The sequence below is a fragment of the Pseudomonas sp. LRF_L74 genome (assembly GCF_965644255.1).
In the GTDB taxonomy this organism is placed as follows: Bacteria; Pseudomonadota; Gammaproteobacteria; order Pseudomonadales; family Pseudomonadaceae; genus Aquipseudomonas.
The window spans coordinates 1-26,511 of record NZ_CBFFRH010000004.1 but is presented as its reverse complement, the minus strand read 5'-3'; the positions used below and the strand labels follow the sequence as shown (position 1 = coordinate 26,511).

The window sequence follows — 26,511 nt, the reverse complement described above, 5'->3', positions numbered from 1 at the left end:
ACGTGGCTCAGGTAAAACGAATTCGCCGCAACGTCAGCGGTATCATTCTGCTCGACAAGCCCAAGGGCTTCAGCTCCAACGCCGCGTTACAGAAGGTCCGCTGGCTGCTCAATGCCGAAAAGGCGGGCCACACCGGCAGCCTCGATCCGCTGGCCACCGGCGTATTGCCGCTGTGCTTCGGCGAGGCGACCAAGTTTTCCCAGTACCTGCTCGATGCCGACAAGGGCTACGAGACCGTTGCCCAGCTCGGCGTGACCACCAGCACCGGTGATGCCGAGGGTGAAATCATCGAACGCAAGCCGGTAACAATCGGCCGCGATGATGTCGAGGCGTTGCTGCCGCGCTTTCGCGGCGAGATCAGCCAGGTGCCGCCGATGTATTCGGCGCTGAAGAAGGATGGCCAGCCGCTGTACAAGCTGGCCCGTGCTGGAGAAGTAGTGGAGCGCGAGGCGCGTTCTGTTACTATTGCGCGCCTGGATTTGCTGGCCTGCGAAAACGAGCAGCTTCGTCTGAGCGTGGCATGCAGCAAAGGTACCTATATTCGTACCCTGGTCGAGGATCTCGGCCAGTTGCTCGGTTGCGGCGCACACGTTGCAGAACTGCGCCGTACCCAGGCAGGCCCGTTCGGCCTGGCGCAGACGGTAACCCTGGAAACCTTGGAAAAGGCCCATGCCGAAGGTGGCAACGAGGCGCTGGACCGGTTTCTGCTACCGTCCGACAGTGGCCTGGAACACTGGCCGTTGCTGCAGTTTTCCGAGCACAGTGCGTACTACTGGTTGCACGGTCAGCCGGTAAGAGCCCCGGAAGCGCCGAAGTTCGGCATGGTCCGGGTGCAGGATCACACCGGTCGTTTCATCGGCATCGGTGAAATGAGCGAAGACGGGCGCGTAGCGCCGCGTCGACTGATTCGGTCGGAATGACCGAAACGCATCGCCGCTTGCGGTGATGTGTATAGAGGGTGGCTGTCAGCAGGCACGGTCATGCCTCTCTTTAAAACACGGGAACTGTCCCGGCCTGTTCACTCTAGGAGCCCATACCATGGCACTGAGCGTTGAAGAAAAAGCCCAGATCGTAAGCGAGTACAAGCAAGCTGAAGGCGATACCGGTAGTCCGGAAGTGCAGGTTGCCCTGCTGACCGCCAACATCAACAAGCTGCAAGGCCACTTCAAGGCCAACGGTAAAGATCACCACTCCCGTCGTGGTCTGATCCGTATGGTCAACCAGCGTCGCAAGCTGCTGGACTACCTGAAGGGCAAAGATACCTCGCGTTACAGCGCCCTGATCGGTCGCCTGGGTCTGCGTCGCTAATCGCGCGCGAACCAAACGCTTGAAGCTGGAAGCCCGGAGTTGAAAGCGGAGAGTCTCTCTCCGCTTGCAGCTTCGGGCTTTCGGTTTTCAGCGCCGCTGGAAAGCGACGGGCCGACTCCCGTGCCTTCCGCCAATTTCCCCAAGGTAACAAAGAGAAGGAAAACGCCGTGAATCCGGTAATCAAGAAATTCCAGTTCGGTCAGTCGACCATCACCCTCGAGACTGGCCGTATCGCCCGTCAAGCCTCCGGCGCCGTGCTGGTCAGCGTCGACAACGACGTCAGCGTGCTGGTCACCGTGGTCGGTGCCAAGTCCGCCGATCCAGGCAAGGACTTCTTCCCGCTGTCCGTGCACTACCAGGAAAAGACCTACGCCGCCGGCAAGATCCCCGGTGGTTTCTTCAAGCGTGAAGCGCGTCCTTCCGAGAAAGAGACCCTGACCTCGCGCCTGATCGACCGCCCGATCCGCCCGCTGTTCCCGGAAGGCTTCCTCAACGAAGTCCAGGTCATCTGCACCGTGGTCTCCACCAGCAAGAAGACCGATCCGGACATCGCCGCCATGATCGGTACCTCGGCTGCCCTGGCTGTATCCGGCATTCCGTTCAACGGCCCGATCGGCGCTGCCCGTGTCGCCTTCCATCCGGAAAGCGGCTACCTGCTGAACCCGACCTACGAGCAGCAGAAAGCGTCCAGCCTCGACATGGTTGTGGCCGGCACCGAAACCGCCGTGCTGATGGTGGAGTCGGAAGCCAAGGAACTGACCGAAGACCAGATGCTGGGCGCCGTGCTGTTCGCCCATGACGAGTTCCAGGCCGTGATCAACGCCATCAAGGAATTCGCCGCCGAAGCCGGCAAGCCGACCTGGAACTGGTCCGCTCCGCTGGAAAACACCGCGCTGCTCAACGCCATCAAGTCGGAGTTCGGCGCCGCCATCTCCGAGGCCTACACCATCACCGTCAAGCAGGATCGCTACGCGCGCCTGGGCGAGCTGCGTGACCAGGTCGTGGCCAAGTTGTCCGGCGAAGAAGGCCAGCCTTCCTCCGCCGAAGTGAAAGAAGCCTTCGGTCTGATCGAATACCGCACCGTTCGCGAGAACATCGTCGACGGCAAGCCGCGTATCGACGGCCGCGACACCCGCACCGTACGTCCGCTGAACATCGAAGTCGGCGTGCTGGAGAAGACCCACGGTTCGGCGCTGTTCACCCGTGGCGAGACCCAGGCCCTGGTGGTTGCCACCCTCGGTACCGCCCGTGACGCGCAACTGCTCGACACCCTGGAAGGCGAGAAGAAAGACCCCTTCATGCTGCACTACAACTTCCCGCCGTACTCGGTGGGCGAGTGTGGCCGCATGGGCGCCACCGGCCGTCGCGAAATTGGTCACGGTCGCCTGGCCCGTCGTGGCGTCGCCGCCATGCTGCCGAGCGGCGACGAGTTCCCGTACACCATTCGCGTGGTGTCGGAAATCACCGAGTCCAACGGTTCCAGCTCCATGGCTTCGGTCTGCGGCGCTTCCCTGGCGCTGATGGACGCCGGCGTGCCGATGAAGGCGCCGGTTGCCGGTATCGCCATGGGCCTGGTCAAGGAAGGCGAGAAGTTCGCCGTCCTGACCGACATCCTCGGCGACGAAGACCACCTGGGCGACATGGACTTCAAGGTTGCCGGTACCGCCAAGGGCGTGACCGCGCTGCAGATGGACATCAAGATCCAGGGCATCACCGAAGAGATCATGGAAATCGCCCTGAACCAGGCACTGGAAGCACGCCTGAACATTCTCGGCCAGATGAACCAGGTCATCGCCCAGTCGCGCAGCGAGCTGTCGGCCAACGCGCCGACCATGCTGTCGATGAAGATCGACCAGGACAAGATCCGCGACGTCATCGGCAAGGGTGGTGCCACCATCCGTGCGATCTGCGAAGAGACCAAGGCGTCGATCGACATCGAAGACGACGGCTCGATCAAGATCTTCGGCGAGACCAAGGAAGCTGCCGACGCTGCCAAGCAACGCGTCCTGGCGATCACCGCCGAGGCCGAGATCGGCAAGATCTACGTCGGCAAGGTCGAGCGCATCGTCGACTTCGGCGCCTTCGTCAACATCCTGCCGGGCAAGGACGGTCTGGTGCATATCTCGATGCTGAGCGATCAGCGCGTCGAGAAGGTCACCGATATCCTGAAAGAAGGCCAGGAAGTCGAAGTGCTGGTACTGGACGTCGACAACCGTGGCCGTATCAAGCTGTCCATCAAGGACGTCGCCGCGGCCAAGGCATCGGGCGTTTAATACGCTACCGACGTCACGCTGAAAGAGAGGGCCCCTTGCGGGCCCTCTTTTTTTGCCTGGAGAATGGCGCCTTTCGCGGCTTGCCAGGAACCTGCGCCCCATGGAAAAGACTTTTTGCCGTTACCACCCGGCGCAACCGGCAACCTGGCACTGCGCGCCATGCCAGCGCGACTTCGGCGATTGCTGCACGCCGCTGAATGCCGACGCTGCAGAATCTTCTCCAGTGTGCCCGCTGTGCGCAGGCGAACTACGTTTTCTCGGCGCGAGCAATACTGCCCAGCCTTTCTGGGAGCGGATTCCGTCCTTCTTTCAGTACGCGCTGCAGCGTGAGCCGCTGATATTCAGTGGCGGCCTGGCCCTGGCGTGCCTGTTCCTGCCGGCCTGGAAACTGCTGTGGCTGGCCTTGTTCTGCGTGGCGACCAAGTACCTGCAGAGCGTCATCGAGCATTCCAGCCTGGGTTCGCGCGAGGCGCCCACGGTACGCAGCGCATTCGATAGCGAGGGCTTCAGCCTGTTCTGGCGCTTGCTGGTGCTGTTCATCGTCGCCTTTGCTCTACTCTGGCTGGTGGCGGACTTTCATAGCGAGGCGTTGTTCTGGCTGGTGAGTATTGCGATCCAGCTGCTCATGCCGGCCTGTATCATCCGCCTGGCGCTGGAAAAGACCTTGGGTTCGGCACTGAACCCGGAAGAGGTCGGCCAGGTGATCAAGGCGATGGGCTGGCGTTACCTGATTCTCTGGGTGTTCCTGTTCATCCTCTGGCAGTCGCCGGCCTGGGTGCTGTACATGGTTGCCAGTGGGCTGCCGAGGATCGTTCTGGTGCCGATTGCGGCATTCGCCTTCGGTTATTTCTGCGTGGTGATGTGCGCCATGATGGGCTACGCGGTGTTCCAGTATCAGGGCGACTTCGGCTACGCCGTGGCTGATGATGACGAGCAGGACAATGCGTTTCCTACCGATGAGTACCGTCGCAAGCGTGCCCTGGTGGAAACCGAAATTCGCTTGCGCGAAGGGCAGGCGCAATCGGCGCTGGAAACCCTGACCCGAGCCCTCGACCAGGCGCCCAATGACTTCCAGCTCAACGAGCGCTTCCATCAGTTGCTGTTCGGTCTGGGCGAACAGGAGCGCTGCCTGCGCCATATGGCTCACTACCTGCCGCTGGCCATTCGTCAGGACCCGGGCCAGGCCGCCAATGCCTGGCTCGATGCCCGCCAGCTGCGCGCCGACTACCTGCCGGATGATGCCTTTGCCTGCGAGCGTATTGCCGGTGTGCTGATCGAGCGCCACAAGATTCGCGAGGGGCTCAGCCTGCTGCGTAATCTGCACCAGCGTTTTCCGGACTATCCGCACGTCGCTCGTGCTTATCTGGTTGCCGCTCGGGCCTTCGCCGAAGGGCTGGGGCAGGTTGACCAGGCCCGTAAACTCATGGCTTTCGTCCGTGCTCGTTATCCACAATCACCGCAGATGGGTGAAGTGATCGCACTGGAGCAGACCTTGGCCAAGCTCGACAACTGATCTTCGTTTTTTCGTGCAATTTGCCTGACACCCAAAGTGCGAGTATGCAGATTGCACGATAATCCACGTGTGGTTTGTTTTTAAGATATTGATTTTAATTGATTATTTTTGAAATATAAATTGGCATGTGACTTGCGATATCCCTTACGAGCCTGCAGCCAATGATCGGTCTGCGGGGATCTGGAAACGTACAGGAGTCGATATCCATGAAACAGCCAATCAACAAGATCGCTTTTGCTGCCTTTACCGCTGCCGTCATGAGCCTGCCGCTGGCAGGTGCCGCATTTGCCGCAGACAGCCTGTCGGCCCAGCCGACCCTGCTGGCTGCCAATGAAGTCGACAAGGCTGAAGAAGCCGTATCCGACACCTGGATCACCAGCAAAGTGAAATCCACCTTCCTCGCCGAGAAAAACCTCAGTGGCCTGGACATCAAGGTCGAGACCAACAAAGGCGTGGTGTCCCTGTCTGGCGTAGTGGCTACCGATGCCGAGCGTGACCTGGCCATTGCCAAGGCCAAGGAAATCAAAGGCGTCCACGCCGTTTCGGCCGATGGCCTGAAGTCCGCCGACTAATCATTCGCGAATGCGGCAATGCCGGAGGAATGCGCAATGAACAGTGATGTGATCAAAGGCAAATGGAAGCAACTCAATGGGCGCATCAAGGAGCGTTGGGGCAACCTGACCAATGATGACCTCGATGTTGCTGAAGGCCACAGCGAGTACCTCGCAGGCAAACTGCAAGAGCGCTATGGCTGGACCAAGGAAAAGGCTCAGGACGAGCTGCGTGATTTCAGCAGCAAGCTGTAACGGCTGCTCTGAAGACTACCGAAGAGGCCCCGCATGATGCGGGGCTTCTTCGTTGTTGGGCCGGCTCCCGCTTCAGATGGCCGCAGGCGCTGAATTGCCAAGCGGTAGATCCGCCAAGCAGACCCTAGCGCAACAATCGCGTCTGCTCGGCCTCTGGATAGTGGCGTTGCAGGAAACGCCGGAGCTCGCCGGCACTTTGCGGATCGAGTCGTTTGAGCAATTGCAGCGTCAGGGCTGGCAAGGTGGCAGGGGGCTTCTCCTGAGCGCTCAGGTAGCGCCAGGCCGGCAAGGCGAGTCGTGCATTCTGGTTCGCCTGCAACAGGCGCTGCAGCAACAGGAGTTGCAGGTTGGCGTTATGCAGAACCCGGTTTTCCTGCTTGGCGCTATCCTGGGCCAGGCGTTCGAGCAACGGCCAGGCCTGCTCGCTGGGCAAGGCCAGCAGTTGCTTGAGGACGAGCGTCAGCAGCGGCCGGTCATTGCGACTGAGCGCCAGCGGATAGAGACGTTCCAGCAGGGGCAACTGGTTGGGGTAGCGCGTCAGCAGCGCTTGCCCTCGAGCACAGGCTTCGGCCAAGGCGAAGCGGCCGATCGATTGATCGAGGGAGGCCAGTTCGCGCTTGAACGATGCGTGTGGGTCTTCCTTGTTGAGGTAGGCCTCGTCGACTTGTATGCGGCTGCCCAGGCGCAACAGGACGATGGCCGCGAAGCCGGCAATCAATCCGCCGAGGTGGGCGTAGTAGTTGACATGGTCGTCGGCCAGCAGCAGGCCGTACAGCTCCTTGCCGAGCCAGATCGGCAGGATCCATAGCGCCGGAGCCTTGAAATAGCCGAACAACGGGCCGAGCCAGTAGAAAAAGTTGATCCGCCGCAGGCCGTAGACACCGATGTACAGACCCATCAGGCCAGAAATCGCTCCGGAGGCGCCGACCCCACTTATCCATGCAGGGTCCAAGGCCCACCACAGCAGGTGGGAAGCGACGCCGCCGAGCAGATACAGGGCGAGATACAGCCAGCGGCCAAGGGCGATTTCCAGGGCGAAGCCGAAGATGAACAGGAAGATCATGTTGCCCAGCAGGTGATCGGCGCTGCCGTGCAGGAACATTGCCCCGAACAGCCCCTGTACCGTGAATTGGGCTGGAATGAAGCCGAAGCGCACACTGCTGATCAGGTTGCGCGCGTGCTCGGCCTGGGTGCGGGCCGACTGCCAGGTCGGATCGGCCTGGTACCCGGCACTTTGATGAATCTCTTGTTCGAATTGCAGATCGCTGATGATCAGCGCCGCCAGTTGGGGACGGCGCAAGTCGGCAACTTCTTCGCGTTGTGCTTCATCCAGCTTGTGGCGTGTCGAAAAGGTTTCGAGGAACAGGCCGCGCTCGCGGTTGAGCAGGCCTTGGTCCAGGTAGATCTGAGCCGCCTGCTCACGTCGTTGCTCATCTCCGCTCTGGTAGCCGAAATAGATGATCACGTTGAGCAGGATCAGCAGCAGGGTGACGACTGGCGGACGTTTCCAGTCCAGTGGATGCTCGGCGGGAACGATCAGCATCAGCGGCCGCGCCGGCTTTCGATATTACTCAGGCGATTGCCCTCGAAGCGCAGGTAGTCATACATGCCTCCGCGTGGTCCGTAGATCCATTCTTCGACGAGCACTTCGGTGTAGCCGCCGCCGTAGCCATAGACCGGGACCTCCTTGTAGCCGAGCTTTTCCTGGCTGATCGGCTGGCCGCATTTGCTCTGGACTTCGGCGCTGGAGGCGCCCGTGCTGACCAGGTTGGATCCGCAACGCAGGGTCGAACTGGCGTGGGCGCCGCTGGCGATCAGCAGGCATAGAAGCGCAACGAGTCTGGGCATGGCACGGCCTTGTGCAAAAAAGCGGTGAGCGGCAGCCTACACCGGCGTACCTGGCCTGTCAGCGGTTGCGCCGGGTTTCGATATTGGTCAGGCGGTTGCCTTCGAACCTGAGGATGTAGAGCATGCCGTTGGTTGGCCCGTACAGCCACTCTTCGAGCTTCAGCTCGTTGCGCGCGTAGGGGCCGCCGCTGTAACCGATCAGATCCTGGCGAACAGGAGCGCCACACAGGCGTTCGACTTCGAAGGCGCGGTCGCCGACATTGATCAGGTTGCTGCCGCAACGCATGGTCGAGGCCGATGCGCCGGTGCCGAGGGCGGCAAGCGCCAGGGCACCGAGCAGCCGTTTCACTCGCCGCTTCCCAGGTGCAGGGCCGTGTACACGCTGCCGTCCTGATCGGCTTCGCCATTGCTGACATCGAGCATGTACACGCGCTGATCCTCGAGTTTGCCGGTGTCGACCAGATAGGCCTTGATGCTGGCCGCGCGTGCCTGGCTCAGTTGGCGCAGCAGCAACTCGCTGTCTGACCAGGATTGCAGCACGGCATTGCGCAATTGTTCCGTGCGTTCCTTGTCGCTCAGTTTGGTCCAGTCGGCCGGAGGCTGCTGCTTGAGGCGCGAACGGTAGATGCCTTCGAGCAGGGCTTCCTTGTCGCTTTCGCTGACTTCGAGCTGATCCGCTTCTGCCGGCACCTTGTCGCCACGACGTTGCAGCACCTTGTACCAGGTGGTCTGGTATTCGCGCTCCAGGCGCTGGGCGGCGAGTAGCGGGCCATCAGCCTTGGCCGAAGCGATGCCTTCGACTTCCAGGCGCAGCACCGGCCGTTGCTTCAGGGCGGCGATCAGGGTGTCGAGATTCTTCCGCGCGGGTCCGCTCAGCTCGCTGCTGCCCGCCGCGAAGGGGACCTGGCTGAGGTCCGCATCGCTGCCGCCGACCAGGCCGGCGACGAACTTGAAGGGCGCCTGGGCCGCGCGCAGGACCAGGTTGCGCAGGGTCTGCCAGACGATGGGCATGACGCTGAACTCTGGGTTGTTGAGGTTGCCCTTGACTGGCAGCTCCAGGGAAATCCTGCCCTGGGTGTCCTTGAGCAGGGCCACGGCCAGGCGTATGGGCAGGTCTACGGCATCCTTGCTGTCGACCTTCTCGCCGAGCTGGAGGTTTTCCAGCAGGAGCTTGTTCTCTGCGTTGAGCTCACCCTGTTGGATGCGGTAATGGAGGTCGAGGTTGAGGCGGCCCTTGCGGATGCGGTAACCGGCGAATTTGCCGGAGTAGGGCGTCAGGGTGGTCAGCTCGACGTTCTTGAAGCTGGTGGCGATATCCAGGCTGTTGAGCGGGTCGAAGGGGGTCAACGCACCTTTGATACTGACCGGCGCGTAGCGGTCGACCTTGCCTTCGATGTTCACGGCCGCGGTTTTCGGGCTCTGGTTGTCGAGGGTGCCGATCTTGCCGTTGAGCTGTTGCAGGGCGGTGGCGAAGTTGGGCGTCAGGCTGAAGTCGGCGAAGTTGGCCGAGCCGTCGTTGATGTTCACCCCGCCGATACGGATGGGCAGCGGCTTTTCGGCCGGCGCGTCGACCACCTTGGGCGGTTCTGCGGACGAGGTCTGCTTGACGATCAGTTCGTTGACGTTGGTGGTCAGGTCTTCGTTGATGATCACCCGCGCATAGGGCTTGTCGAGGGTGACCAGGCCGATGCTCAGGCCCTGGCCGTGGCGGTAGGCGAGGTCGTTGACCTGCAGGCGCTGCCAGCGTACGAAGTCCCGTTCCTTGAGGGTGTCGAGGGTATGCAATTGGTTGACCGTGGCCTTGCCAGTGATAGCGAAGGCCAGCGGCTCGGTGCTTTGCAGGTCGACGGCCAGATCGCTGTCGAGCAAGCCGCTACGGACTTCCAGGCGCACGAACGGAGACAGGTAGGCCTGGGCCAGGCGCAGGTCGATGTTACGGGTCGCAACCTGCAGTTTGGCACTGACCGGGCTGAGCTGGACCTGGCCGTCGGCTTTGATCTGGCCCTTGCCGTTGACGCCGGTATCGAGTGCCAGGGTGAAGGGCGAGGTGCCGAGGCTGTCGAACCCCTTGATATCGAGATTCAGCGGGGCGAGGTCGAGTTTCACCTCTTGTCCGCGTTGGCCGGGCGCGCGGTCCGCCAGGTGAATCCGGTAGTCACGCAGTTGCACGTCTTCCAGCACGACCTGCCAGGGTTTGCCAGGTTCGGCCTGCTGCGCGGCAGCAGGTGTGTCCGCCGGGTCTTTGGCGGCAGCGGGCTGTTGGGCCTGGGCGGCTTCCTGTTGCACCGCCTGTCTGGCTTCTTCGTTCACGGGGCTTGCTGGCTTGGCTTCGGCCTTGGTCGGCTGGCTGGCGAACAGCTTCTGCCAGTCGAGTTGACCATCGGCTTCGCGGGCAGCCCAGGTCTCCAGGTTCTTGCTGCGAATTTCGCCAACGGTGACCAATTGCTTGGCCAGGTCGAGGCTGGTCTTGCCGACTTCCAGTTGTTCGAGCTTCACCAGCGGCTTGTCGTCCGGGCTCTTGATGGCGAAGGGCGCGAGGGTAGCGCTGGTGTCCGTGAGTTGTAGCTCGGTGCCCTTGGCCAGATTGAGTGAGTAGTGGGTGCTGAGGCTGAGGGTGCCGTGTTCCAGTACCAGTGGCACGGCATCACGGACGTAGGGCCAGAAGCCGCTCATGTTCAGTTCGGTGAGCGTGAGCTGGCCGCTGGAGGATATCGGTGACAGAGCGATCTTGCCGTTCCAGTCGATGCGCCCGCCGGCAGGGCCAGTGGCGACCAGGGTCATGTCGGCATTGTCGTCAGGCAGGGTGCTGAGGTTCTTCAGTTCCAGGTTGAGCGAGTCATAGACGAAATCCACCACTTCGCTCGGGCGCAGGTCCTGGAAATGCAGGCCGTTTTCGATCAGGGCGATGCGCTCGATGCGCACGGGGAAGATGCCGGAGGAGGGTTTCTCGTCAGGTTCGTCTTCGCTCGCTGGCAGCTTGAACAGTTGGGTCAGGTTCAGTGTGCCGTCCTTGGCGAACAAGACTTCGGTCCTGGCCTTTTCCAGCTCGACGTCGCGCAGGTGCAGCGCGCCGCTCCACAGGCTGTCGACCTGCAGGTTGGCATACAGGCGTTCGAAGGCGACGTGCTCCTTGTCCGGCTCGCCGATGCGCAGCCCCCAGGCGCTGACTTCCAGGCTGAATGGGTTGAGTTCGAGGCGCGCCAGATGGGCTGGCACGGTCGCGTACTGGGCGAGCTGTGCGTTGATCACCCGTAGCGCGATGCCGGGAAGGACCAGGAAGCCGAGCAGGCTGTACAGGGCCAGGGCGATGATCAGGATGCTGGCGGCGCGTTTCAGTCCTTTGGGCATGGGGCGATGTCATCTTCCGCTGTGAGGGAGGATGAAGTATGGCATGGCTGCACGTGCATTTGGGCCGTCAGCCTGTGGTCAGAATCTCAGTATCAGTGTCTTCAGCGGTGGCTGGCCGTCGAAAGACGGGAAGTCATCGGCAGGTGCCATTACTTCGCTATCGCGCACCGGGCGCCCGAGTTTTTCCGCGCAGCGCAGCACCTGTGCACGCCAGTCGTCCATCGGCACCTTCGCCAGGTTGTTGCAGCACGCCAATACACCGTCGTTGGCGGTGGCGAGAATCGCCGGCTTGAGCAGGCTCTGATAGTCGCGCAGCAGGTCGACGGTGCCGAAGGCGCTCTTGGCCCAGGCCGGTGGGTCGAGGAATACCAGGTCGAACTGGCGTGCCTCCAGGCGCGGGTAGTGCGGCAGGCGCTGGCCGCGGCGTGCGGTGATCGGCAAGTCGGCGAACTGGCGGATCGCCGGGAAGTAGTCGGACTGGATGAATTGCATTGACAGCGAGGGATTGAGAGCGATGTTTTCCCGGCCAACGGCCAGGTTGCCTTCGGCGAAATCCAGGTTGACCACTTCGCTGGCGCCTCCCGCCGCCGCGCACAGGCCGACGCCGCAGGTATAGGCGAACAGGTTGAGCACCGATTTGCCACGGCTGTTGGCCTTGACCCAGCCACGGGCCTGGCGCAGGTCGAGGAACAGCAACGGGTCCTGGCCGGAGTGACGGCCGCGCACCCGGTAATTCAGGCCCCATTCGTGGCCAACCTGATCGGCCAGGGCAGCGGTGTCCGGCTGATAGACAGGGTCGCTGCGGTCGATGCGCGAGTTGCTGCCGGAGCGGTCGTTGTAGATCAACTGCAGGGGTTGCTGCAGCCCGGATTCGATCTGGGCATGCAGGCCGAGCAGGGTTTCCCGTTCGAGTGGTCGATGGAAGCTCTGCACCATCAGTTGCGGGCCGTAGCGGTCCACAGCCAAGCCGGATTCGCCCTCCTGGCTGCCGTGGAACAAACGGTAACAGTCGCTGCCTTGTTCATGCAGTCGGGCAAGCAGCGGACGACGGCGTTCGAGAGCGGCGCTCAGGGCTTGGGGTAACGACGACATGGGCGGGCTCTCTGACGGCGGGGCGGCGTAGTTTAGGGGAGGGGGCTGGAAGCCGGAAGCTTGAAGTGGAACGCGCAATAGTCTGCCCCAGGCTGGCCTCAAGCTTCCGGCGGCATCCCCATCCGCTTGCGCGAACGGTGGAGCGCGCCGCTGCGCATGGCCCAGCGCAGCAACGGCGCGATGCGCCAGACCAGCCAGCGGATGCGACGGCTCTCTGTTCGCCTCACGGGTGTGCCGAGCATTTCCTGGGCCCAGTGTGGCAGCAGGTCGAAGCCCGCGCGCATTATCAACTTGCGCAACGGGATCGCCGCCAGGCTCGGGGCGGGCGCCGAGGCAAGGATGTCGAGGATTTCCCGCGAGCGCTCGTCGCACAGCAATTGTGCCCTGACAGCATCGAGATAACGGGCTATTTCTGCGCGTGAGCGTGGCACGTCCAGGGCGCCGAGGCGTTCGGCGATGGTCGCGGTTTCGGCGTAGTAGCGATCCTGATCGGCTGCGCTCAGTCCCGGGTCGAGGTAACGCAGATGAGCCTCGAGGAAGCAACTGACCTCGGCGACGTGGACCCAGGTCAGCAATTGCGGATCGCTGGCGGCGTAGGGGCGGCCGTCTGGCGCGACGCCAACCACGCCGAGATGGATCTTCTTCACTTTCTCGATCAACCAGTCGGCATCGGCACGGCTGGCGAATGTGGTGCCGGAGATGAACTGGCCGGTACGGCGCAGGCGGCCGATCAGGTCTTCACGAAAGTTCGAGTGATCCCAGACACCGGACAGCGCGAGGGGATGCAGCGCTTGCAGAAGCAGAGCGCCGATGCCGCCGATCATCATGCTGGTGAAGTCACCATGCACCCGCCAGCACACGGCGTCCGGGCCGAACAGGCCTGGATCGCCGGGCGGCGATTCGAAGTCGATCTGGCCGAGCGCGACGCCGCTGAGGCTGATGATCTGTTTCTCGATGTGGCGACGAAGAAGTTCCATGGCGCGAAGTGTCCGGTGCCATGACGATCAGTGCAAGGTCATCGCCACCGATGAGCCCGGCGTGGGGCCAGGCTCCCGTTGGGCCGGGTCAGCCGCGGTGGCGGCTGCGGAAGAAGTCGATCAGGCCTTGGGTCGAGCCATCTTCGGCGACGGGCTGGTCCCAGCCGGTCAGGCGCTGGTACACGCCCTTGCCGAGTTCCTTGCCCAGTTCCACGCCCCACTGGTCGAAGGCGTTGATGCCCCAGATCACGCTCTGCACGAACACCTTGTGCTCGTACATCGCCACCAGTGCACCGAGGCGGCGCGGGCTGATGCGCTCCAGGGCGAGGGTGTTACTCGGCCTGTTACCGGGGATCACCTTGTGCGGCGCCAGGCGCTGTACCTCGTCTTCCGGCAGGCCCTTGCCGCGCAGTTCCGCTTCGGCCTCCTCGCGGTTCTTGCCGAGCATCAGTGCCTGGCTCTGCGACAGGCAGTTGGCATACAGCCACTGGTGGTGATCCGCGACCGGGTTGTAACTGACCACCGGCACGATGAAGTCCGCCGGGATCAACTGGGTGCCCTGGTGCAGCAGTTGATGGTAGGCATGCTGGCCGTTGCAACCGACCCCGCCCCAGATCACCGGACCGGTGTCGGTGCTGACCGGGCTGCCGTCCTGGCGCACGCTCTTGCCGTTGGACTCCATGTCCAGTTGCTGCAAGTGCTTGGTGATGTTGCGCAGGTAGTGGTCGTAGGGCAGGATCGCGTGGCTTTGCGCGCCCCAGAAATTGCCGTACCACACGCCGAGCAGGGCCAGCAGCACTGGCATGTTCTTCTCGAAGCTGGTGGTGCGAAAGTGGGTGTCCATGCTGTAGGCGCCGGACAGCAGTTCCTTGAAGTTGGACATGCCGATGGCCAGGGCGATGGGCAGGCCGATGGCCGACCACAGCGAATAGCGCCCGCCGACCCAGTCCCACATCGGGAAGATGTTCTTCTCGCGGATGCCGAACTCGATGGCCGCCTGGTTGTTGCTGGTCACGGCGATGAAGTGGCGGTAGAGCTTTTCCTCGGTGCCGCCACGGGCCAGGTACCAGGTGCGCGCGGCCTGGGCGTTCTTTAGCGTTTCCAGGGTACCGAAGGATTTGCTGGAGACGATGAACAGGGTGGTCTCGGCGTTCAGCTTGCCGGCCACGTCATGGAATTCGCTGCCGTCGATATTGGCCAGGTAATGGCAGCGCACGCCGTTCTGGGTGTAGGGCAGCAAGGCTTCGGAAACCAGTTGCGGGCCGAGGAAGGAGCCGCCGATGCCGATGTTGACCACGTCGGTGATGGTCTTTTCGCTGTAGCCGCGCCACAGGTTGCTGTGAATACGGCCGACGATGTCGGTCATCTGGTTGAGCACGCGATGCACGTCGGGCATGACGTTCTCGCCATCCACTTCCACGTAGTCGCCGATCGGCCGGCGCAGGGCCGTATGCAGGGCCGGGCGTTGCTCCGAGGCATTGAGAGGCTCACCATCGAATAGCGCGTGAATGGCTTGTTCCAGGCCGGCCTCACGGGCCAATTGGACCAGCAGGTCACGGGTTTCCTCGGTGATCAGGTTTTTCGAGTAGTCGAGCAGCAGGCCGCAGGTACTCATCGAAAACTGGTTGAAGCGCTTCGGGTCGGCGGCGAAGGCATCACGCATGCTGAAACGCTGCATGGCTTCACGGTGCTCGCGCAGGGCTTGCCAGGCGGGGAGTTCGGTCACGTCGAGCGGGGACTGGTAGTACGCCATTGACTGAGGGTTCCTTGCGATTGCTGGGCGACCTTGGGGATCACGGGCTATGAAAAAGCCCGGATATTACCGGGCTTGGAGTGTAGCGATAAGCGAGGTGTTCAGGCGACTTGCAAACGAGGCTCAGCGCTCGAACGCGATGTTGTCGATCAGTCGGGTGTTACCCATGAATGCCGCACCCAGCACCACCAATTGGCTGTCCTGCGCGGAAGGCTGGCGCAGGCTAGCGGCCTCTCGCACCTCCAGGTAGTCGGGGCGGAAACCGGCACTGCCCAGGTCTTTGCTGGCGTGCTGGAGCAGGGCGGGCAGGTCGTTGTTACCGCCCTGGATCGCTTCGACCACGCCCTGCAGTACCCGATACAGGGCAATCGCATCATGGCGCTGGGTGTCGTCCAGGTAACCATTACGCGAAGACAGGGCCAGGCCATCCTCGGCGCGTACGGTCGGCTCGCCGATGATCTGGACCGGCATGTTCAGGTCACGGACCATGGTGCGGATGACCGCCAGTTGCTGGTAATCCTTCTGGCCGAACACGGCGACGTCCGGCTGGACCATGTTGAACAGTTTGCTGACCACCGTGGACACGCCATCGAAATGGCCAGGACGGCTGGCGCCACAGAGCCCTTCGGAGACCACGGGTACGCTGACCTTGGTCTGTTGCTCCATGCCGTCTGGGTACATCTCGCTCACATCGGGAGCGAACAGCAGATGGCAGCCGGCATCGACCAGTTTGTCCTGATCGGCGGCGAGGGTACGAGGGTAGCTGTCGAGGTCTTCGCCACGGCCGAATTGCAGCGGATTGACGAAAATGCTGGCGACCACGAAGTCGGCATGCCGCAGTGCCGTGTTGACCAGGGCGATATGGCCGGCGTGCAGGTTACCCATGGTCGGCACCAGGCCGATACGCTTGCCCTGGCTGCGTGCCCGGGCGATGACGGCGCGCAATTCGGCGACGGTCTTGACAGTGTTCATGCAGAAAATCCGTGCTCGGCAGCCGGGAAGCTGCGGTTCTTCACTTCGTGTACGTAAGCGGCTAGAGCGCCTTTAATACTGTTTTGGCCTTCCATGAAGTTTTTCACGAAACGGGGCACTCGCCCGCTCAGTGAAAGGCCCAGCATGTCATGCAGTACCAGGACCTGGCCGTCGGTATCGCTGCCAGCGCCGATGCCGATGACCGGGATCTTCACCGACTGGGTGATTTCCGCCGCCAGTTCGCTGGGCACGCACTCCAGCAGGATCATGGCCGCGCCGGCCTGGTCCAGGGCCATGGCATCGGCTCGTAGCTGGCGTGCAGCCGTGTCGCTGCGACCTTGCACCTTGTAGCCGCCCAATACGTTGACTGCCTGTGGCGTAAGCCCCATGTGCACGCAAACGGGAACGCCACGGTCAGCCAGTTGGCGAATGGGCTCGGCCAGCCAGGCGGCGCCTTCGATCTTCACCATGTGTGCGCCCGCGCGCATCAGCTCGGCACTGCTGGAGAGTGTCTGCTCCAGGGTCGCGTTGGTCATGAAGGGCAGGTCGGCGATGATCAGCGCGCCTTGGTTGCCACGTTTCACTGACGCGGTGTGATAGGCCATGTCGGCCAATGTCACCGGCAGGGTGCTGTCATGCCCCTGCAGGACCATGCCCAATGAGTCGCCGATCAGCAGAACCTCGACGCCGGCCTCGCATGCAGCCTGGGCGAAGGTTGCGTCGTATGCAGTCAGCATGGTGATCTTCTCGCCCTTCTGTTTCAGCTTCAGCAGAGTGCTTACGGTTACATCAGGCATTGGAAAGTCCTCATCAGCGAGTCGGTGTGAACACTGCAACCAACCGGTCGGCGCTTGTCTCGAGGGCGCGCCTTGTTCTGTGTTTCCGGTAGTCGTTCCAGGGTGTTCGTCCGGCCCGTTACGCGCGGTATCCGCACCGCCGCAGGGCAAAGGGACGCTTATAGTCCAGATGGGGGGGCGTGAAGTCAATCACGGGTGTTACCGTCGTGTTACGGCGTTACCTGGCTCGCCTGTGCCAGGCGCTCCAGGCCGGAGAAGGGGCAGGCCTGCAGTAACAGCGTCAGTGCGCGGCCATCCGGTAAGACCAGGTCGGGGGCTATTTCAGCCAGCGGATAGAGCACGAAGGCACGGGCATGCATGTGGTAATGGGGCACGACCAGGCGTGGTTCGTCGAGCTGCCGGTCGCCGAACAACAGAATGTCCAGGTCCAGCGTTCGCGGCCCCCAGCGTTCGTCCTTGCGCACGCGGCCCTGATCCAGCTCGATGGCTTGCAGGGCGTCCAGCAGTTCCAGCGGTGACAGCCCGGTATCCAGGGCAGCTACGGCATTGACGTAGCGCGGTTGGTCCGCAGGCCCCAGCGGGTCGCTGGCATAGAACGACGAAACCCTGGCCAACTGGCTCCGCGGCAGCGCGGCAAGGCTATCGAGCGCCGTGCGCAGTTGCCGCAGTGGCTGGGCCAGGTTACTGCCCAGGCCTATATAGACGCGCTCGCTCATTCGCTGGCCTGGCCGGCTCCACGGCGCTTGCGGCTACCGCTGCGGCGACGCTTGCGTGGCCCGCTTGCCGCTTCATCGTTGTGGCTGCTGAGGTCTCGAATCATGGCGCGTCGCTCGCTGTCGTTAGCGTCCTGATAATCGGTCCACCAGTCGCCCAGCCCATTGGTCTTCTCGCCGGCATCCTCGCGTAACAGCAGGAAGTCGTAGCCAGCCCGGAAACGCGGGTTTTCCAGCAACAGGTCGGCGCGCTTGCCGCTGCGCCGTGGCAGTCGTTCCTGCATGTCCCAGATTTCGCGGATGGGCAGGGTGAAGCGTTTGGGAATGGCGATGCGTTTGCATTGCTCGGCGATCAGGTCGTGCGCGGCTTCCTGCATGGCCGGGATCGGCGGCATGCCACGATCCTGCAGTTGCAGGGCACGAGCCGGCAGGGCGGGCCAGAGCAGCGCGGCGAAGAGAAACGCGGGCGTGACCGGCTTGCCCTGGTAGATACGGTCATCGGTATTGGCCAGGGCACGGCGAATCAGGCGCTCGGTGTATTCCGGGTTGTGCCGCAGGGCTGCGGCGCTGGCCGGGAACAGCGGCTCGAACAGGTCGTATTCGAGCAACAGGTCGAAGGTGTACTCGGCATAACCGGCGAGGAACAGCTTGAGCGTCTCGTCGAACAGCCGTGCCGACGGGATATCGCGCAGCATAGGCGCCAGGCGGCGGATCGGCTCGGCGGTGTGCTTCTCGATGTCGAAATCCAGTTTCGCCGCGAAACGCACGGCGCGCAGCATGCGCACCGGGTCTTCGAGATAGCGCTGTTCCGGTGTGCCGATCAGGCGTACCAGGCGATTGCGGATGTCGTGCACGCCGTGGGCGTAGTCGAGGATGCGTTCGCCGGTGACGTCGAAATACAGCGCGTTGATGGTGAAGTCTCGGCGCTGGGCGTCGTCTTCCTGGTTGCCGTAGACATTGTCTCGCAGGATGCGCCCGCTTTCGTTGCGCGATGACACGTGGCTGTCTTCTTCGCTCTCATCCTGTGGGTGATTGGAGCGGAAGGTCGCGACCTCGATGATCTCGCGGCCGAAATGCACGTGTACCAGCTTGAAGCGCCGCCCGATGACCCGGGCATTGCGGAATTCGGCGCGAACCTGCTCCGGTGTGGCGCTGGTGGCGACGTCGAAATCCTTGGGGGTGATGCCCAGAAGTTGGTCACGTACGCAGCCACCGACCAGGAATGCCTGGTAGCCCGCATGTTGTAAACGCTCGACGACGTTCACCGCGTTGCGGCTGAACTGGCCGCGTTGCAACGAGTGCTGGCGCGGGCCCAGCGCTTCGGGCGTGCTACGGGAATGGGCGTTACGCTTCAGGGGCGAGCGGAAAGACTTGAACAGCTTCTTCAGCATGGGATGCACTGTGTGGTGAAGGATGCAGCCGACAAGGAGAACCGAAAGAGTGGACGGATTAGCTTGCCGAGAGGCCTTAAACGCGCATTGGCAGGCTGTTGAAAAACTACCTGCGTTGGCTGACCGTCGTCAAAAATGACCTCAAAATGCTCATTTACAGAACGTAAACTGCGCTTTCTCGGTCGTTTTTTCCTCGGCCATTCTGCCTCGCCGATGTTTTTCAACAGCCTGCCAGAATGCACGACTGGCACGCATGCTAGCACCGAGCGGAGCGATGGGGAATTAAAAGGCAAGCCGGGGATATTCATAGAGGGGGAAAGCTACAGGGGGAGCTGGCGCTCCCCCGCAAATGCTGCTGAGCTTTATTTTTGTTGTTATAGCGAGCCTGTTGTTTTTCTTGTTGGGCTCGTTGGTGGTGAACCAAATTGGTCACCAGTAGCAAACGGATTACTTTGGATGCTGATTTCGCTTTGATCATCGCGTGATCCAACCGGTCCGGGCGCTGTCTGTCGACAGTTTTATTGTTCTCTGTCCGGCTGTGGGGCAAGCCCCAAAAACAAGTCCTCTCCAAAATGATCAGTTAGCCTCGCCTCCGCCTTCTTGTTTTTATTGTGCTAGAGCCGTTGTGTCTTATTTTTGTTGTGGTTTTCACTGCTTGTTATTGTTGTTGTGCCAGATATAAAGCACTTGCCGTGCCAGTTTTTAAAAAACCTTATATTTCAATGGTTTGAAAATTTCAGCTATATGTTTAGCAGAAAAAAACCGGAGCATCGTTACCGATAGCCCCGGTTTTTGTTACGGCAAATGCCGGTGAGGTAACAGACGGAGCGGTTACCGCCCGCCCATCAGGTAACGCTCGTGAACAGTCTCTCAGGAGCCGGCGGTGGCTCCCGACTTGCGGCGTGGAATGCCAAGGCGTTGGCGGCGTTCCCACAGGCACTTGCGGCTGATGCCCAGCTTGCGCGCGAGCTCGGTCTCGGTCATGTGATCCTGATGTTCGAGAACGAAGTGCTGGAAGTAGTCCTCCAGGGACAAGTCTTCCATGGGGTCGTGGTTCGGGCCGGTGGCAGCCAGCGACGGTGTGCTGTGGATCTCGAAGCTGTCGACTTCCAGGTCATCCGGGAGGTCGTCCAGTTCGATGTCGATGCCCAGCAGGTCGGCGTTGATTTCCGTACCCTCGCAGAGGATCACCGCACGCTCGATGGCGTTTTCCAGTTCACGGACATTGCCTGGCCAGCTGTAATGGCGGATGGCCTGCTCGGCATCGTGGCCGAAGCGCATGTCTTCGCGGTCCATGCGTGTGCATTGGCGGGTGAGGAAGGATTGGGCGATCTCGTTGACGTCGCTGCCACGTTCACGCAGCGGCGGTAGTTTGAGGGCGATGACGTGCAGCCGGTAATAGAGGTCTTCGCGGAACTGGCCATTCTTCGACAGGGTCTTCAGGTCGCGGTGGGTCGCGGCGATCAGGCGCACGTCGACCTTCTGCGATTGTACCGAGCCGACCCGGCGAATCTCGCCTTCCTGCAGGACGCGCAGCAACCGCGCCTGGGCCTCCAGCGGCAACTCACCGATTTCGTCGAGGAACAGGGTGCCGCCGTCCGCAGCTTCGACCAGCCCTGTACGCCCGGCGCTGGCACCGGTGAACGCGCCTTTCTCGTGGCCGAACAGTTCGGACTCGATCAGGGTTTCCGGAATCGCTGCGCAGTTGACCGAGATCAGCGGCGCCTTGGCGCGCTTGGATAGATTGTGCAAGGCGCGGGCGACCAGTTCCTTGCCGGTACCGGACTCGCCCTGGATCAGTACGTTGGAGTCGGTCGGAGCGACTTTGCGGATCTTGCCGTAGAGGTCCTGCATGGCCGCGCAGGAGCCGATGATGCCGATCTCGCCGTTGGCCGCGGTGGAACTCTTGCCGGCTGGCTTGCCTGGGGTTTCCGCGTTGTTACCGCGGGCGGCCAGGTGGTCGCGCAGGATGCGCGCCACGGCCTGGAGCATTTCGTCGTGGTCGAAGGGCTTGGCGATATAGTCGACCGCGCCCATCTTCATCGAGTCCACCGCCGAGCGCAGGCTGGCGTAGCTGGTCATGATCAGCACCGGGCGGCCCTCGGCGAGCTTGATCAGCTCGGTTCCGGGGGCGCCGGGTAGGCGCAGGTCGCTGACGATCAGGTCGAAATCGGCAATGCCATAGCGCTCCTGGGCTTCCTGTACGGAGCCGGCCTCGCTGACCTGGTACTGGTTGCGTTCCAGCAGGCGACGCAGGGCTGAGCGGATGATGGTTTCGTCTTCGACGATGAGTATGTGTGGCATCGAACTCTCTTCTCTCGACGGTCTCGACGCGCGCCGCAATGCATGGCTTCCTTGCGGGCGCGCTCGATGAACACGGTTGAAGCAGCTTGGCTGCTATGCCCCGGCCGATCGGCTGCGGGTCATGTGGCTATCGATATCGCTTCGACATAACGCGGCAAAGTCACCCGGAAGCGGGTACCGCATTGACGTTCCAGGTCCGCGGGGCTGTCGATCAAGATGTGTCCATAATGCTCTTCCACGATGGAATAGACCAGCGCGAGCCCCAGTCCGGTTCCCTTGCCAGGGTCCTTGGTGGTGAAGAATGGCTCGAACAGGCGGTCCATGATGGCCTTGGGAATCCCACTGCCTTCGTCCTCGACGATCAGGTGCACGCTCTGCTCGCTGGCTTCGCTGCTGACCCGGATGGTGCCGCCTTCGGAGGACGCATCGCGGGCATTGGACAGCAGGTTGATCAGCACCTGCGCCAAGCGTTGCGGATCGCCTTTGGCCAGGTGGCCGGGGTCGCACAGGTTGAGGAAAATCACCTCGGTGCTGTTGCGATTGAGTGACAGCAAGCTGATGGCATCCTGGGCCACGTCGGCCAGGTTGACCGGGTATTCCGAGCGCTGCTGGGCGCCGGCATGGGCGAAGTTCATCAGCGACTGGACGATGCGCGAGATACGTTTGGTCTGGTCGATGATTTGTGAGCTGAGCTCGACCATTTCCTCGTCTTCTTCGTTCTCCTCGCGCAGGTTCTGCGCCAGGCAGGCGATGCCGGTGACCGGGTTGCCAATCTCGTGGGCCACGCCCGCCGCCAGGCGACCGATGCTGGCCAGGCGCTCGGAATGGACCAGCTGGTCTTCCAGTACACGGGTCTCGGTAACATCTTCGATCAGTAGCACCAGGCCGCTGTTACCGAGCGACAGCGGTTCGTCGATGGCGGCCTTGTGCAGGTTGAGCCAGCGCTCCTCGCCATTCGGTTGCAGGCGTTGCTTGTGCAGGTGCTCATCGTCCTGCTCGACGAAGTCGCCCAGCAATTGGCGCCAGGGTTCGCCGAGTGTCGCCAGGCGCGAGCCGACCACCTGTTGCGCAGCGATGCCAGTCAGTTCCTCCATGGCTTTGTTCCACATCAGGATCTCCAGGTCCTTGGCCAGCGAGCAGACACCCATCGGCAACTCCTGCAGGGTCTGGCGGTGGAAGCGGCGCAGGGCGTCGAGCTCGGCGGCCAGGCCGGTCAGGCGCGAGTGGTAATCCTCGAGGCGGCTTTCGATGAAGTGGATGTCCTCGGTGACGTAGCTTTCGCTGCCGCTCTTGTAGGGCAGGAAGTTTTCCACGATGTCCTGGGACACGCTGGGGCCCATCAGGCCCGAGAGGTTGGCTTCGATGCGGTCGCGCAAGCGACGCAGGGCATAGGGGCGATGCTCATCGAATGGCAGGTGCAGGTCCTGCAGGGCTTTCTCCACCTCCTTCTGCGCGGTACGGGCGCCGAGGGGCTTGGTCAACTGGATGGCGAATTCCTGCGGCGACGTGGCTTGCAGCTCGCGTCGTTGCGGGCGGCGGATGTTATCCACGGTGCAGGCTTCTGCCGCGCTGCGTTCCTCGGGGCTGCTGTCGGTGAACAGCGAAATGAGGGTGAACACCAGCACGTTGGCGGCCAGTGAGCCAATCGCCGCGAGGTGCCAACTGGTGTCGTTGAGGCTGTAGATGTATTCGATGAACGGCAGATTGAGCGCCTGCTGACTGCTCACCAGGGGCAACAGCATGCTCAGGGCCCAGACCAGGATGCCGGTCAGCAGGCCGCAGATGAAACCAAGGCGGTTGGCGGTCGGCCAGTACAGCACCGACAGCGCACCGGGCAGGAACTGCAGGGTGGCGACGAAGGCGACGATACCCAGGTTGGCCAGGCCCTGATCTTTCCCCAGCATCAGGTAGAAGCCATAGCTGGCCATGATGATGGCGCAGATCAGGGCGCGGCGTGTCCACTTCAGCCAGCGATAGATATTGCCCTCGGCCGGCGGCTGGTAGATCGGCAGGACCAGGTGGTTGAGGGCCATGCCGGACAAGGCCAGGGTGGTGACGATGATCAGCCCGGTCGAGGCGGAGAGGCCACCGACATAGGCGACCAAGGCCAGCAGTGGCTGATTGGCGGCAATCCCGACGCCGAGCGGAAAGTACTCCGGGCTGGTCGGCGCGCCGAGACGCAGGCCGGCCCAGAGGATCAGTGGTATGGACAGGCTCATCAGCAACAGGAACAGCGGCAACCCCCAACTCGCACTGATGATGGTGCGCGGGTTGAGATTCTCGGTGAAGGTCATGTGATACATGTGCGGCATGACGATCGCCGAAGCGAAGAACACCAGCAGCAGGGTACGCCAAGGACCTTCCTGCAGCGGCGTGTGCAAGGCATTGAGAGAGGCCTGGTTCTGCAGCAGCCACAGCTCCAGTTCGCCCGGCCCGCCGAACACGTGGTACAGCGAATAGAGACCGATTGCACTGAGGCAGACCAGTTTGACCAGCGATTCGAAGGCGATGGCAAAGACCAGGCCTTCGTGCTTTTCCCGGGTGGCGATGTGCCGGGCACCGAACAGAATGGTGAAGAGGATCATCCAGGCGCAGAAACCGAGGGCGAAGCGGTTCTGTAGCGGTTCGCGGGTAAGGATGCCGATGGAATCGGCCACGGCCTGGATCTGCAGGGCCAGTAGTGGCAGCACGCCGACCAGCATGAACAGTGTGGTCAGTGCCCCGGCCCAACTGCTGCGAAATCGGAAGGCGAACAGGTCGGCCAGCGACGACAGTTGGTAGGTGCGGGTGATACGCAGGATCGGGTACAGCAGCACCGGGGCGAGCAGAAACGCGCCGGTGATGCCCAGATAGGCGGAAAGGAAGCCGAAACCGTACTGGTAGGCCAGCCCGACCGTGCCGTAGAACGCCCAGGCGCTGGCATAAACGCCCAGTGACAGGGTGTAGGTCAGAGGATGGCGGATGACGCTGCGCGGAATGATCCGCTTTTCACTGAGCCAGGCCACACCGAACAGGATGAACAGATAGCCGGCACCGATCAGGATCAGTTGGCTGAGATCAAAGCTCATCGGCGTCTCGCTGGTTCTGCAGGATGAAGGTCACGACGATCAGGATCAGCCACAGCAGATAGGGCCGGTACCAGGCTCCGTCCGGGTCGATCCACCAATCCATGATGGCGGGCGAGAACAGATAGATGCCCACCACCAGCAGCAGCACCAGTCGGTAGATGTACATGGAAAGCCAGCCCTGATTCGAAGGTGCCTTTTATAAGGGGTAACTAGGGCTGTTGGCGAGTCATTGGCGAGTTTGGCGGCGGCAAACGCGTTTTGGCCGTGGCGCGCTGGGGCTTCCTTCCACAGGCTTCAAATGGAACTTGCCGCTTGCGGCTTACTTGGTCTCGTTGAACAGCTCGCGGCCGATCAGCATGCGGCGGATCTCGCTGGTGCCTGCGCCGATCTCGTAGAGCTTGGCGTCGCGCAGCAGGCGCCCGGTGGGGAACTCATTGATGTAGCCGTTGCCACCGAGAATCTGGATCGCCTCCAGGGCCATCTGCGTGGCGCGCTCGGCGGTGTAGAGAATCACTCCGGCGGCATCCTTGCGCGTGGTCTCGCCACGGTCACAGGCATTGGCCACCGCGTAGAGGTAGGCGCGGCTGGCATTGAGCTGGGTATACATGTCGGCGACCTTGCCCTGGATCAGTTGGAACTCGCCGATACTCTGGCCAAACTGCTTGCGGTCGTGGATATACGGGACAACAACGTCCATCGCAGCCTGCATGATGCCTACCGGGCCGCCAGAGAGGACCACCCGCTCATAGTCAAGGCCGCTCATCAGCACGCGCACGCCACTATTTTCCAGGCCCAGGACGTTTTCCTCGGGGACCTCGACATCGTCGAAGAACAGCTCGCAGGTGTTGGAGCCACGCATGCCGAGCTTGTCGAACTTGTCGCTGCGGGAGAATCCCTTCCAGTCTCGCTCGACGATGAACGCCGTGATGCCATGCGCCCCCTTGTCCCGGTTGGTCTTGGCATAGATCACATAGGTGTTGGCATCCGGACCGTTGGTGATCCAGGTCTTGGAGCCATTGAGCAGGTAGCGATCGCCATGTTTGTCAGCACGCAGCTTCATGCTGACCACATCGGAACCGGCACTCGCCTCGCTCATGGCTAGGGCGCCGATGTGCTCACCGGATACCAGCTTGGGCAGGTAGCGGGCTTTTTGCCTGGCGTTGCCGTTCCGTTCGATCTGGTTCACGCACAGGTTCGAGTGGGCGCCATAGGACAGCGCAACCGCGGCCGAGCCGCGGCTGATCTCCTCCATGACGATGGTATGAGCCAGGTAACCCAATCCGGAGCCGCCATATTCTTCCTCGACGGTAATACCGAGCAGGCCCATGGCACCGAACTTACGCCACATGTCCGCTGGGAACTGGTTGTTGGCATCGATTTCGCTGGCGCGTGGTACCAATTCGCTGGCCACGAAGCTGCGCACTTGCTCACGCAGCATATCGATCGTTTCACCGAGGGCAAAGTTGAGGCTGGGGTAGGTCATGGCTCACCTTGGTCGTGTGGAAGCTTCTTTTAACCTTTACGTTAACGTTAGAGTGTCTATATGTTCTGTCAACGCTGCAATTCTCCCGGGGCGGCTCAGCATCTATATAAGTTGTGCGATAGATGGTGCTTTCTTTGACGTTAACGTAAGGAGTTGTTAGCGTCCGAATACTCTCATCGTGAGTCCAGGCTGTCGGCTATGCACAGTCTCGCTCCCGGTTTCTCGCAAAAGGGTTCAGTGTGATTGCCAAGACTTACAGCATTTCCGAATTGGCTCGCGAGCTGGATGTCACCACTCGAACCATTCGTTTCTACGAAGAGCAAGGCATGCTGTCTCCGAACCGGCGTGGCCAAGAGCGCATCTATACGCCGAAGGATCGAGTCACCCTCAAGCTGATCATGCGTGGTAAACGCATCGGCTTTTCCCTCGCTGAATGCAAGGCGCTGATCGAACTCTACGATCCCCAGGGGGATAACCATCATCAGCTCAGCATCATGCTGGACAAGATCGCTGAGCGTCGCCTGCAACTGGAACAGCAACTGCTTGACATCAAGCAGATGCAAGTGGAGCTGGACACCGCTGAAGAGCGTTGTCGTGCCGCCTTGCAGGGCATACCTCACCAGTCATAGGCATGCTTGCCGGTTAGATGCCCCTGCACTTGAAGTGAGGGTGTCGAAACGGGAGCAAATATGGAGTGGCCTTGTCGATCAACTACGGGCGTTTGAGGAGGGTCTTGAGTTGTCTTCAGCTCGAATGACCAATGAGCCCAAAAAACAGTTGACGTCAGGATTGATGTGCCTATAATTCGCGCCACTTCCGGCGCGGCCTGATCTTAAAACTCCTTGTTAATCAGTTGGTTATAGGT

General features: G+C 61.8%; 23 protein-coding genes. 8 read left to right on the top strand and 15 right to left on the bottom strand.

Annotated features, from left to right (window positions below; genetic code table 11):
- Window positions 1-2 precede the first annotated feature (2 nt).
- From truB to ACSZPK_RS11545, 6 genes are all read left to right on the top strand, one after another.
- Window positions 3-920, top strand: a complete 918-nt coding sequence (truB, locus tag ACSZPK_RS11570) for a tRNA pseudouridine(55) synthase TruB (protein WP_437881607.1) — start codon at window positions 3-5, stop codon at window positions 918-920.
- Between the two features lie 118 nt (window positions 921-1,038).
- Window positions 1,039-1,308, top strand: a complete 270-nt coding sequence (rpsO, locus tag ACSZPK_RS11565) for a 30S ribosomal protein S15 (protein WP_437881606.1) — start codon at window positions 1,039-1,041, stop codon at window positions 1,306-1,308.
- Window positions 1,309-1,475: 167 nt separating this feature from the next.
- The gene (gene pnp / locus ACSZPK_RS11560) at window positions 1,476-3,581 is read left to right on the top strand and encodes a polyribonucleotide nucleotidyltransferase (RefSeq protein WP_437881605.1); all 2,106 of its coding nucleotides are present in this window, start codon (window positions 1,476-1,478) and stop codon (window positions 3,579-3,581) included.
- A 100-nt stretch (window positions 3,582-3,681) separates the two neighbouring features.
- Window positions 3,682-5,094: a tetratricopeptide repeat protein gene (locus ACSZPK_RS11555; RefSeq protein WP_437881604.1), complete on the top strand. Its 1,413-nt coding sequence runs from the start codon at window positions 3,682-3,684 to the stop codon at window positions 5,092-5,094.
- 206 nt (window positions 5,095-5,300) lie between these two features.
- Window positions 5,301-5,666 carry a BON domain-containing protein gene (locus ACSZPK_RS11550; RefSeq protein WP_437881603.1) on the top strand — a complete coding sequence of 122 codons (366 nt, stop codon included), beginning with the start codon at window positions 5,301-5,303 and terminating at the stop codon, window positions 5,664-5,666.
- Between the two features lie 36 nt (window positions 5,667-5,702).
- Complete coding sequence (locus tag ACSZPK_RS11545) at window positions 5,703-5,900, top strand: CsbD family protein (protein WP_437881602.1); 198 nt, start codon at window positions 5,703-5,705, stop codon at window positions 5,898-5,900.
- Between the two features lie 124 nt (window positions 5,901-6,024).
- Here ACSZPK_RS11545 and ACSZPK_RS11540 read toward each other — a convergent pair whose 3' ends face one another.
- The 11 genes from ACSZPK_RS11540 to ACSZPK_RS11490 all read right to left on the bottom strand — a co-directional run bounded on the left by ACSZPK_RS11540 (window position 6,025) and on the right by ACSZPK_RS11490 (window position 18,791).
- Window positions 6,025-7,443, bottom strand: a complete 1,419-nt coding sequence (locus tag ACSZPK_RS11540) for a rhomboid family intramembrane serine protease (protein ID WP_437881601.1) — start codon at window positions 7,441-7,443, stop codon at window positions 6,025-6,027.
- Window positions 7,443-7,748, bottom strand: coding sequence for a DUF2845 domain-containing protein (locus ACSZPK_RS11535; RefSeq protein ID WP_437881600.1), 306 nt, complete (start codon window positions 7,746-7,748; stop codon window positions 7,443-7,445). Before ACSZPK_RS11535 ends, ACSZPK_RS11540 begins: the two co-directional genes overlap by 1 nt.
- Before the next feature lie 58 nt (window positions 7,749-7,806).
- Complete coding sequence (locus tag ACSZPK_RS11530; protein ID WP_437881599.1) at window positions 7,807-8,097, bottom strand: DUF2845 domain-containing protein; 291 nt, start codon at window positions 8,095-8,097, stop codon at window positions 7,807-7,809.
- Entirely contained in the window at window positions 8,094-11,096 is a 3,003-nt protein-coding gene (locus ACSZPK_RS11525; protein WP_437881598.1) for a DUF748 domain-containing protein, read from the bottom strand. Before ACSZPK_RS11525 ends, ACSZPK_RS11530 begins: the two co-directional genes overlap by 4 nt.
- A 78-nt stretch (window positions 11,097-11,174) precedes the next feature.
- Complete coding sequence (locus ACSZPK_RS11520) at window positions 11,175-12,188, bottom strand: class I SAM-dependent rRNA methyltransferase (RefSeq protein ID WP_437881597.1); 1,014 nt, start codon at window positions 12,186-12,188, stop codon at window positions 11,175-11,177.
- A gap of 98 nt (window positions 12,189-12,286) precedes the next feature.
- Window positions 12,287-13,165, bottom strand: a complete 879-nt coding sequence (locus tag ACSZPK_RS11515) for an oxygenase MpaB family protein (protein WP_437881596.1) — start codon at window positions 13,163-13,165, stop codon at window positions 12,287-12,289.
- A gap of 88 nt (window positions 13,166-13,253) precedes the next feature.
- The gene (gene pgi, locus ACSZPK_RS11510) at window positions 13,254-14,918 is read right to left on the bottom strand and encodes a glucose-6-phosphate isomerase (protein WP_437881595.1); all 1,665 of its coding nucleotides are present in this window, start codon (window positions 14,916-14,918) and stop codon (window positions 13,254-13,256) included.
- 123 nt (window positions 14,919-15,041) lie between these two features.
- Window positions 15,042-15,890 (bottom strand): pantoate--beta-alanine ligase, encoded by an 849-nt coding sequence (gene panC, locus ACSZPK_RS11505; RefSeq protein WP_437881594.1) that lies wholly within the window; start codon window positions 15,888-15,890, stop codon window positions 15,042-15,044.
- A complete protein-coding gene (panB, locus tag ACSZPK_RS11500) occupies window positions 15,887-16,687 on the bottom strand; it encodes a 3-methyl-2-oxobutanoate hydroxymethyltransferase (RefSeq protein ID WP_437881593.1) in 801 nt (266 codons plus the stop codon). The genes panC and panB overlap by 4 nt, the downstream gene beginning before the upstream one ends.
- A gap of 209 nt (window positions 16,688-16,896) precedes the next feature.
- Window positions 16,897-17,403 (bottom strand): 2-amino-4-hydroxy-6-hydroxymethyldihydropteridine diphosphokinase, encoded by a 507-nt coding sequence (gene folK, locus ACSZPK_RS11495; RefSeq protein ID WP_437881592.1) that lies wholly within the window; start codon window positions 17,401-17,403, stop codon window positions 16,897-16,899.
- Entirely contained in the window at window positions 17,400-18,791 is a 1,392-nt protein-coding gene (locus ACSZPK_RS11490; RefSeq protein WP_437881591.1) for a polynucleotide adenylyltransferase PcnB, read from the bottom strand. The genes folK and ACSZPK_RS11490 overlap by 4 nt, the downstream gene beginning before the upstream one ends.
- Window positions 18,792-18,926: 135 nt before the next feature.
- Here ACSZPK_RS11490 and ACSZPK_RS11485 point away from each other — a divergent pair, with 135 nt between their 5' ends.
- Window positions 18,927-19,265 carry a hypothetical protein gene (locus ACSZPK_RS11485; RefSeq protein ID WP_437881590.1) on the top strand — a complete coding sequence of 113 codons (339 nt, stop codon included), beginning with the start codon at window positions 18,927-18,929 and terminating at the stop codon, window positions 19,263-19,265.
- Between the two features lie 396 nt (window positions 19,266-19,661).
- Here the strand turns inward: ACSZPK_RS11485 and ACSZPK_RS11480 are convergent, their stop codons facing one another.
- The 4 genes from ACSZPK_RS11480 to ACSZPK_RS11465 form a co-directional block, all read right to left on the bottom strand.
- Window positions 19,662-21,095 carry a sigma-54-dependent transcriptional regulator gene (locus tag ACSZPK_RS11480; protein ID WP_437881589.1) on the bottom strand — a complete coding sequence of 478 codons (1,434 nt, stop codon included), beginning with the start codon at window positions 21,093-21,095 and terminating at the stop codon, window positions 19,662-19,664.
- 119 nt (window positions 21,096-21,214) lie between these two features.
- Complete coding sequence (locus ACSZPK_RS11475) at window positions 21,215-24,163, bottom strand: ATP-binding protein (RefSeq protein WP_437881588.1); 2,949 nt, start codon at window positions 24,161-24,163, stop codon at window positions 21,215-21,217.
- Window positions 24,153-24,329 carry a hypothetical protein gene (locus tag ACSZPK_RS11470; protein ID WP_437881587.1) on the bottom strand — a complete coding sequence of 59 codons (177 nt, stop codon included), beginning with the start codon at window positions 24,327-24,329 and terminating at the stop codon, window positions 24,153-24,155. The genes ACSZPK_RS11475 and ACSZPK_RS11470 overlap by 11 nt, the downstream gene beginning before the upstream one ends.
- A 153-nt stretch (window positions 24,330-24,482) precedes the next feature.
- Window positions 24,483-25,646 (bottom strand): isovaleryl-CoA dehydrogenase, encoded by a 1,164-nt coding sequence (locus ACSZPK_RS11465; RefSeq protein ID WP_437881586.1) that lies wholly within the window; start codon window positions 25,644-25,646, stop codon window positions 24,483-24,485.
- A 242-nt stretch (window positions 25,647-25,888) separates the two neighbouring features.
- Here ACSZPK_RS11465 and ACSZPK_RS11460 point away from each other — a divergent pair, with 242 nt between their 5' ends.
- Complete coding sequence (locus ACSZPK_RS11460) at window positions 25,889-26,275, top strand: MerR family transcriptional regulator (protein ID WP_437882002.1); 387 nt, start codon at window positions 25,889-25,891, stop codon at window positions 26,273-26,275.
- Window positions 26,276-26,511 lie beyond the last annotated feature (236 nt).

Excerpts from the sequence above, each read along its gene's own strand:
- rpsO (WP_437881606.1), top strand. The coding sequence starts at position 1,039 with ATGGCACTGAGCGTTGAAGAAAAAGCCCAGATCGTAAGCGAGTACAAG.
- ACSZPK_RS11555 (WP_437881604.1), top strand. The coding sequence starts at position 3,682 with ATGGAAAAGACTTTTTGCCGTTACCACCCGGCGCAACCGGCAACCTGG.
- ACSZPK_RS11550 (WP_437881603.1), top strand. The coding sequence starts at position 5,301 with ATGAAACAGCCAATCAACAAGATCGCTTTTGCTGCCTTTACCGCTGCC.
- ACSZPK_RS11545 (WP_437881602.1), top strand. The coding sequence starts at position 5,703 with ATGAACAGTGATGTGATCAAAGGCAAATGGAAGCAACTCAATGGGCGC.
- ACSZPK_RS11540 (WP_437881601.1), bottom strand. The coding sequence starts at position 7,443 with ATGCTGATCGTTCCCGCCGAGCATCCACTGGACTGGAAACGTCCGCCA.
- ACSZPK_RS11535 (WP_437881600.1), bottom strand. The coding sequence starts at position 7,748 with ATGCCCAGACTCGTTGCGCTTCTATGCCTGCTGATCGCCAGCGGCGCC.
- ACSZPK_RS11525 (WP_437881598.1), bottom strand. The coding sequence starts at position 11,096 with ATGCCCAAAGGACTGAAACGCGCCGCCAGCATCCTGATCATCGCCCTG.
- ACSZPK_RS11520 (WP_437881597.1), bottom strand. The coding sequence starts at position 12,188 with ATGTCGTCGTTACCCCAAGCCCTGAGCGCCGCTCTCGAACGCCGTCGT.
- ACSZPK_RS11515 (WP_437881596.1), bottom strand. The coding sequence starts at position 13,165 with ATGGAACTTCTTCGTCGCCACATCGAGAAACAGATCATCAGCCTCAGC.
- pgi (WP_437881595.1), bottom strand. The coding sequence starts at position 14,918 with ATGGCGTACTACCAGTCCCCGCTCGACGTGACCGAACTCCCCGCCTGG.
- panC (WP_437881594.1), bottom strand. The coding sequence starts at position 15,890 with ATGAACACTGTCAAGACCGTCGCCGAATTGCGCGCCGTCATCGCCCGG.
- panB (WP_437881593.1), bottom strand. The coding sequence starts at position 16,687 with ATGCCTGATGTAACCGTAAGCACTCTGCTGAAGCTGAAACAGAAGGGC.
- folK (WP_437881592.1), bottom strand. The coding sequence starts at position 17,403 with ATGAGCGAGCGCGTCTATATAGGCCTGGGCAGTAACCTGGCCCAGCCA.
- ACSZPK_RS11490 (WP_437881591.1), bottom strand. The coding sequence starts at position 18,791 with ATGCTGAAGAAGCTGTTCAAGTCTTTCCGCTCGCCCCTGAAGCGTAAC.
- ACSZPK_RS11485 (WP_437881590.1), top strand. The coding sequence starts at position 18,927 with ATGACCTCAAAATGCTCATTTACAGAACGTAAACTGCGCTTTCTCGGT.
- ACSZPK_RS11480 (WP_437881589.1), bottom strand. The coding sequence starts at position 21,095 with ATGCCACACATACTCATCGTCGAAGACGAAACCATCATCCGCTCAGCC.
- ACSZPK_RS11475 (WP_437881588.1), bottom strand. The coding sequence starts at position 24,163 with ATGAGCTTTGATCTCAGCCAACTGATCCTGATCGGTGCCGGCTATCTG.
- ACSZPK_RS11470 (WP_437881587.1), bottom strand. The coding sequence starts at position 24,329 with ATGTACATCTACCGACTGGTGCTGCTGCTGGTGGTGGGCATCTATCTG.
- ACSZPK_RS11465 (WP_437881586.1), bottom strand. The coding sequence starts at position 25,646 with ATGACCTACCCCAGCCTCAACTTTGCCCTCGGTGAAACGATCGATATG.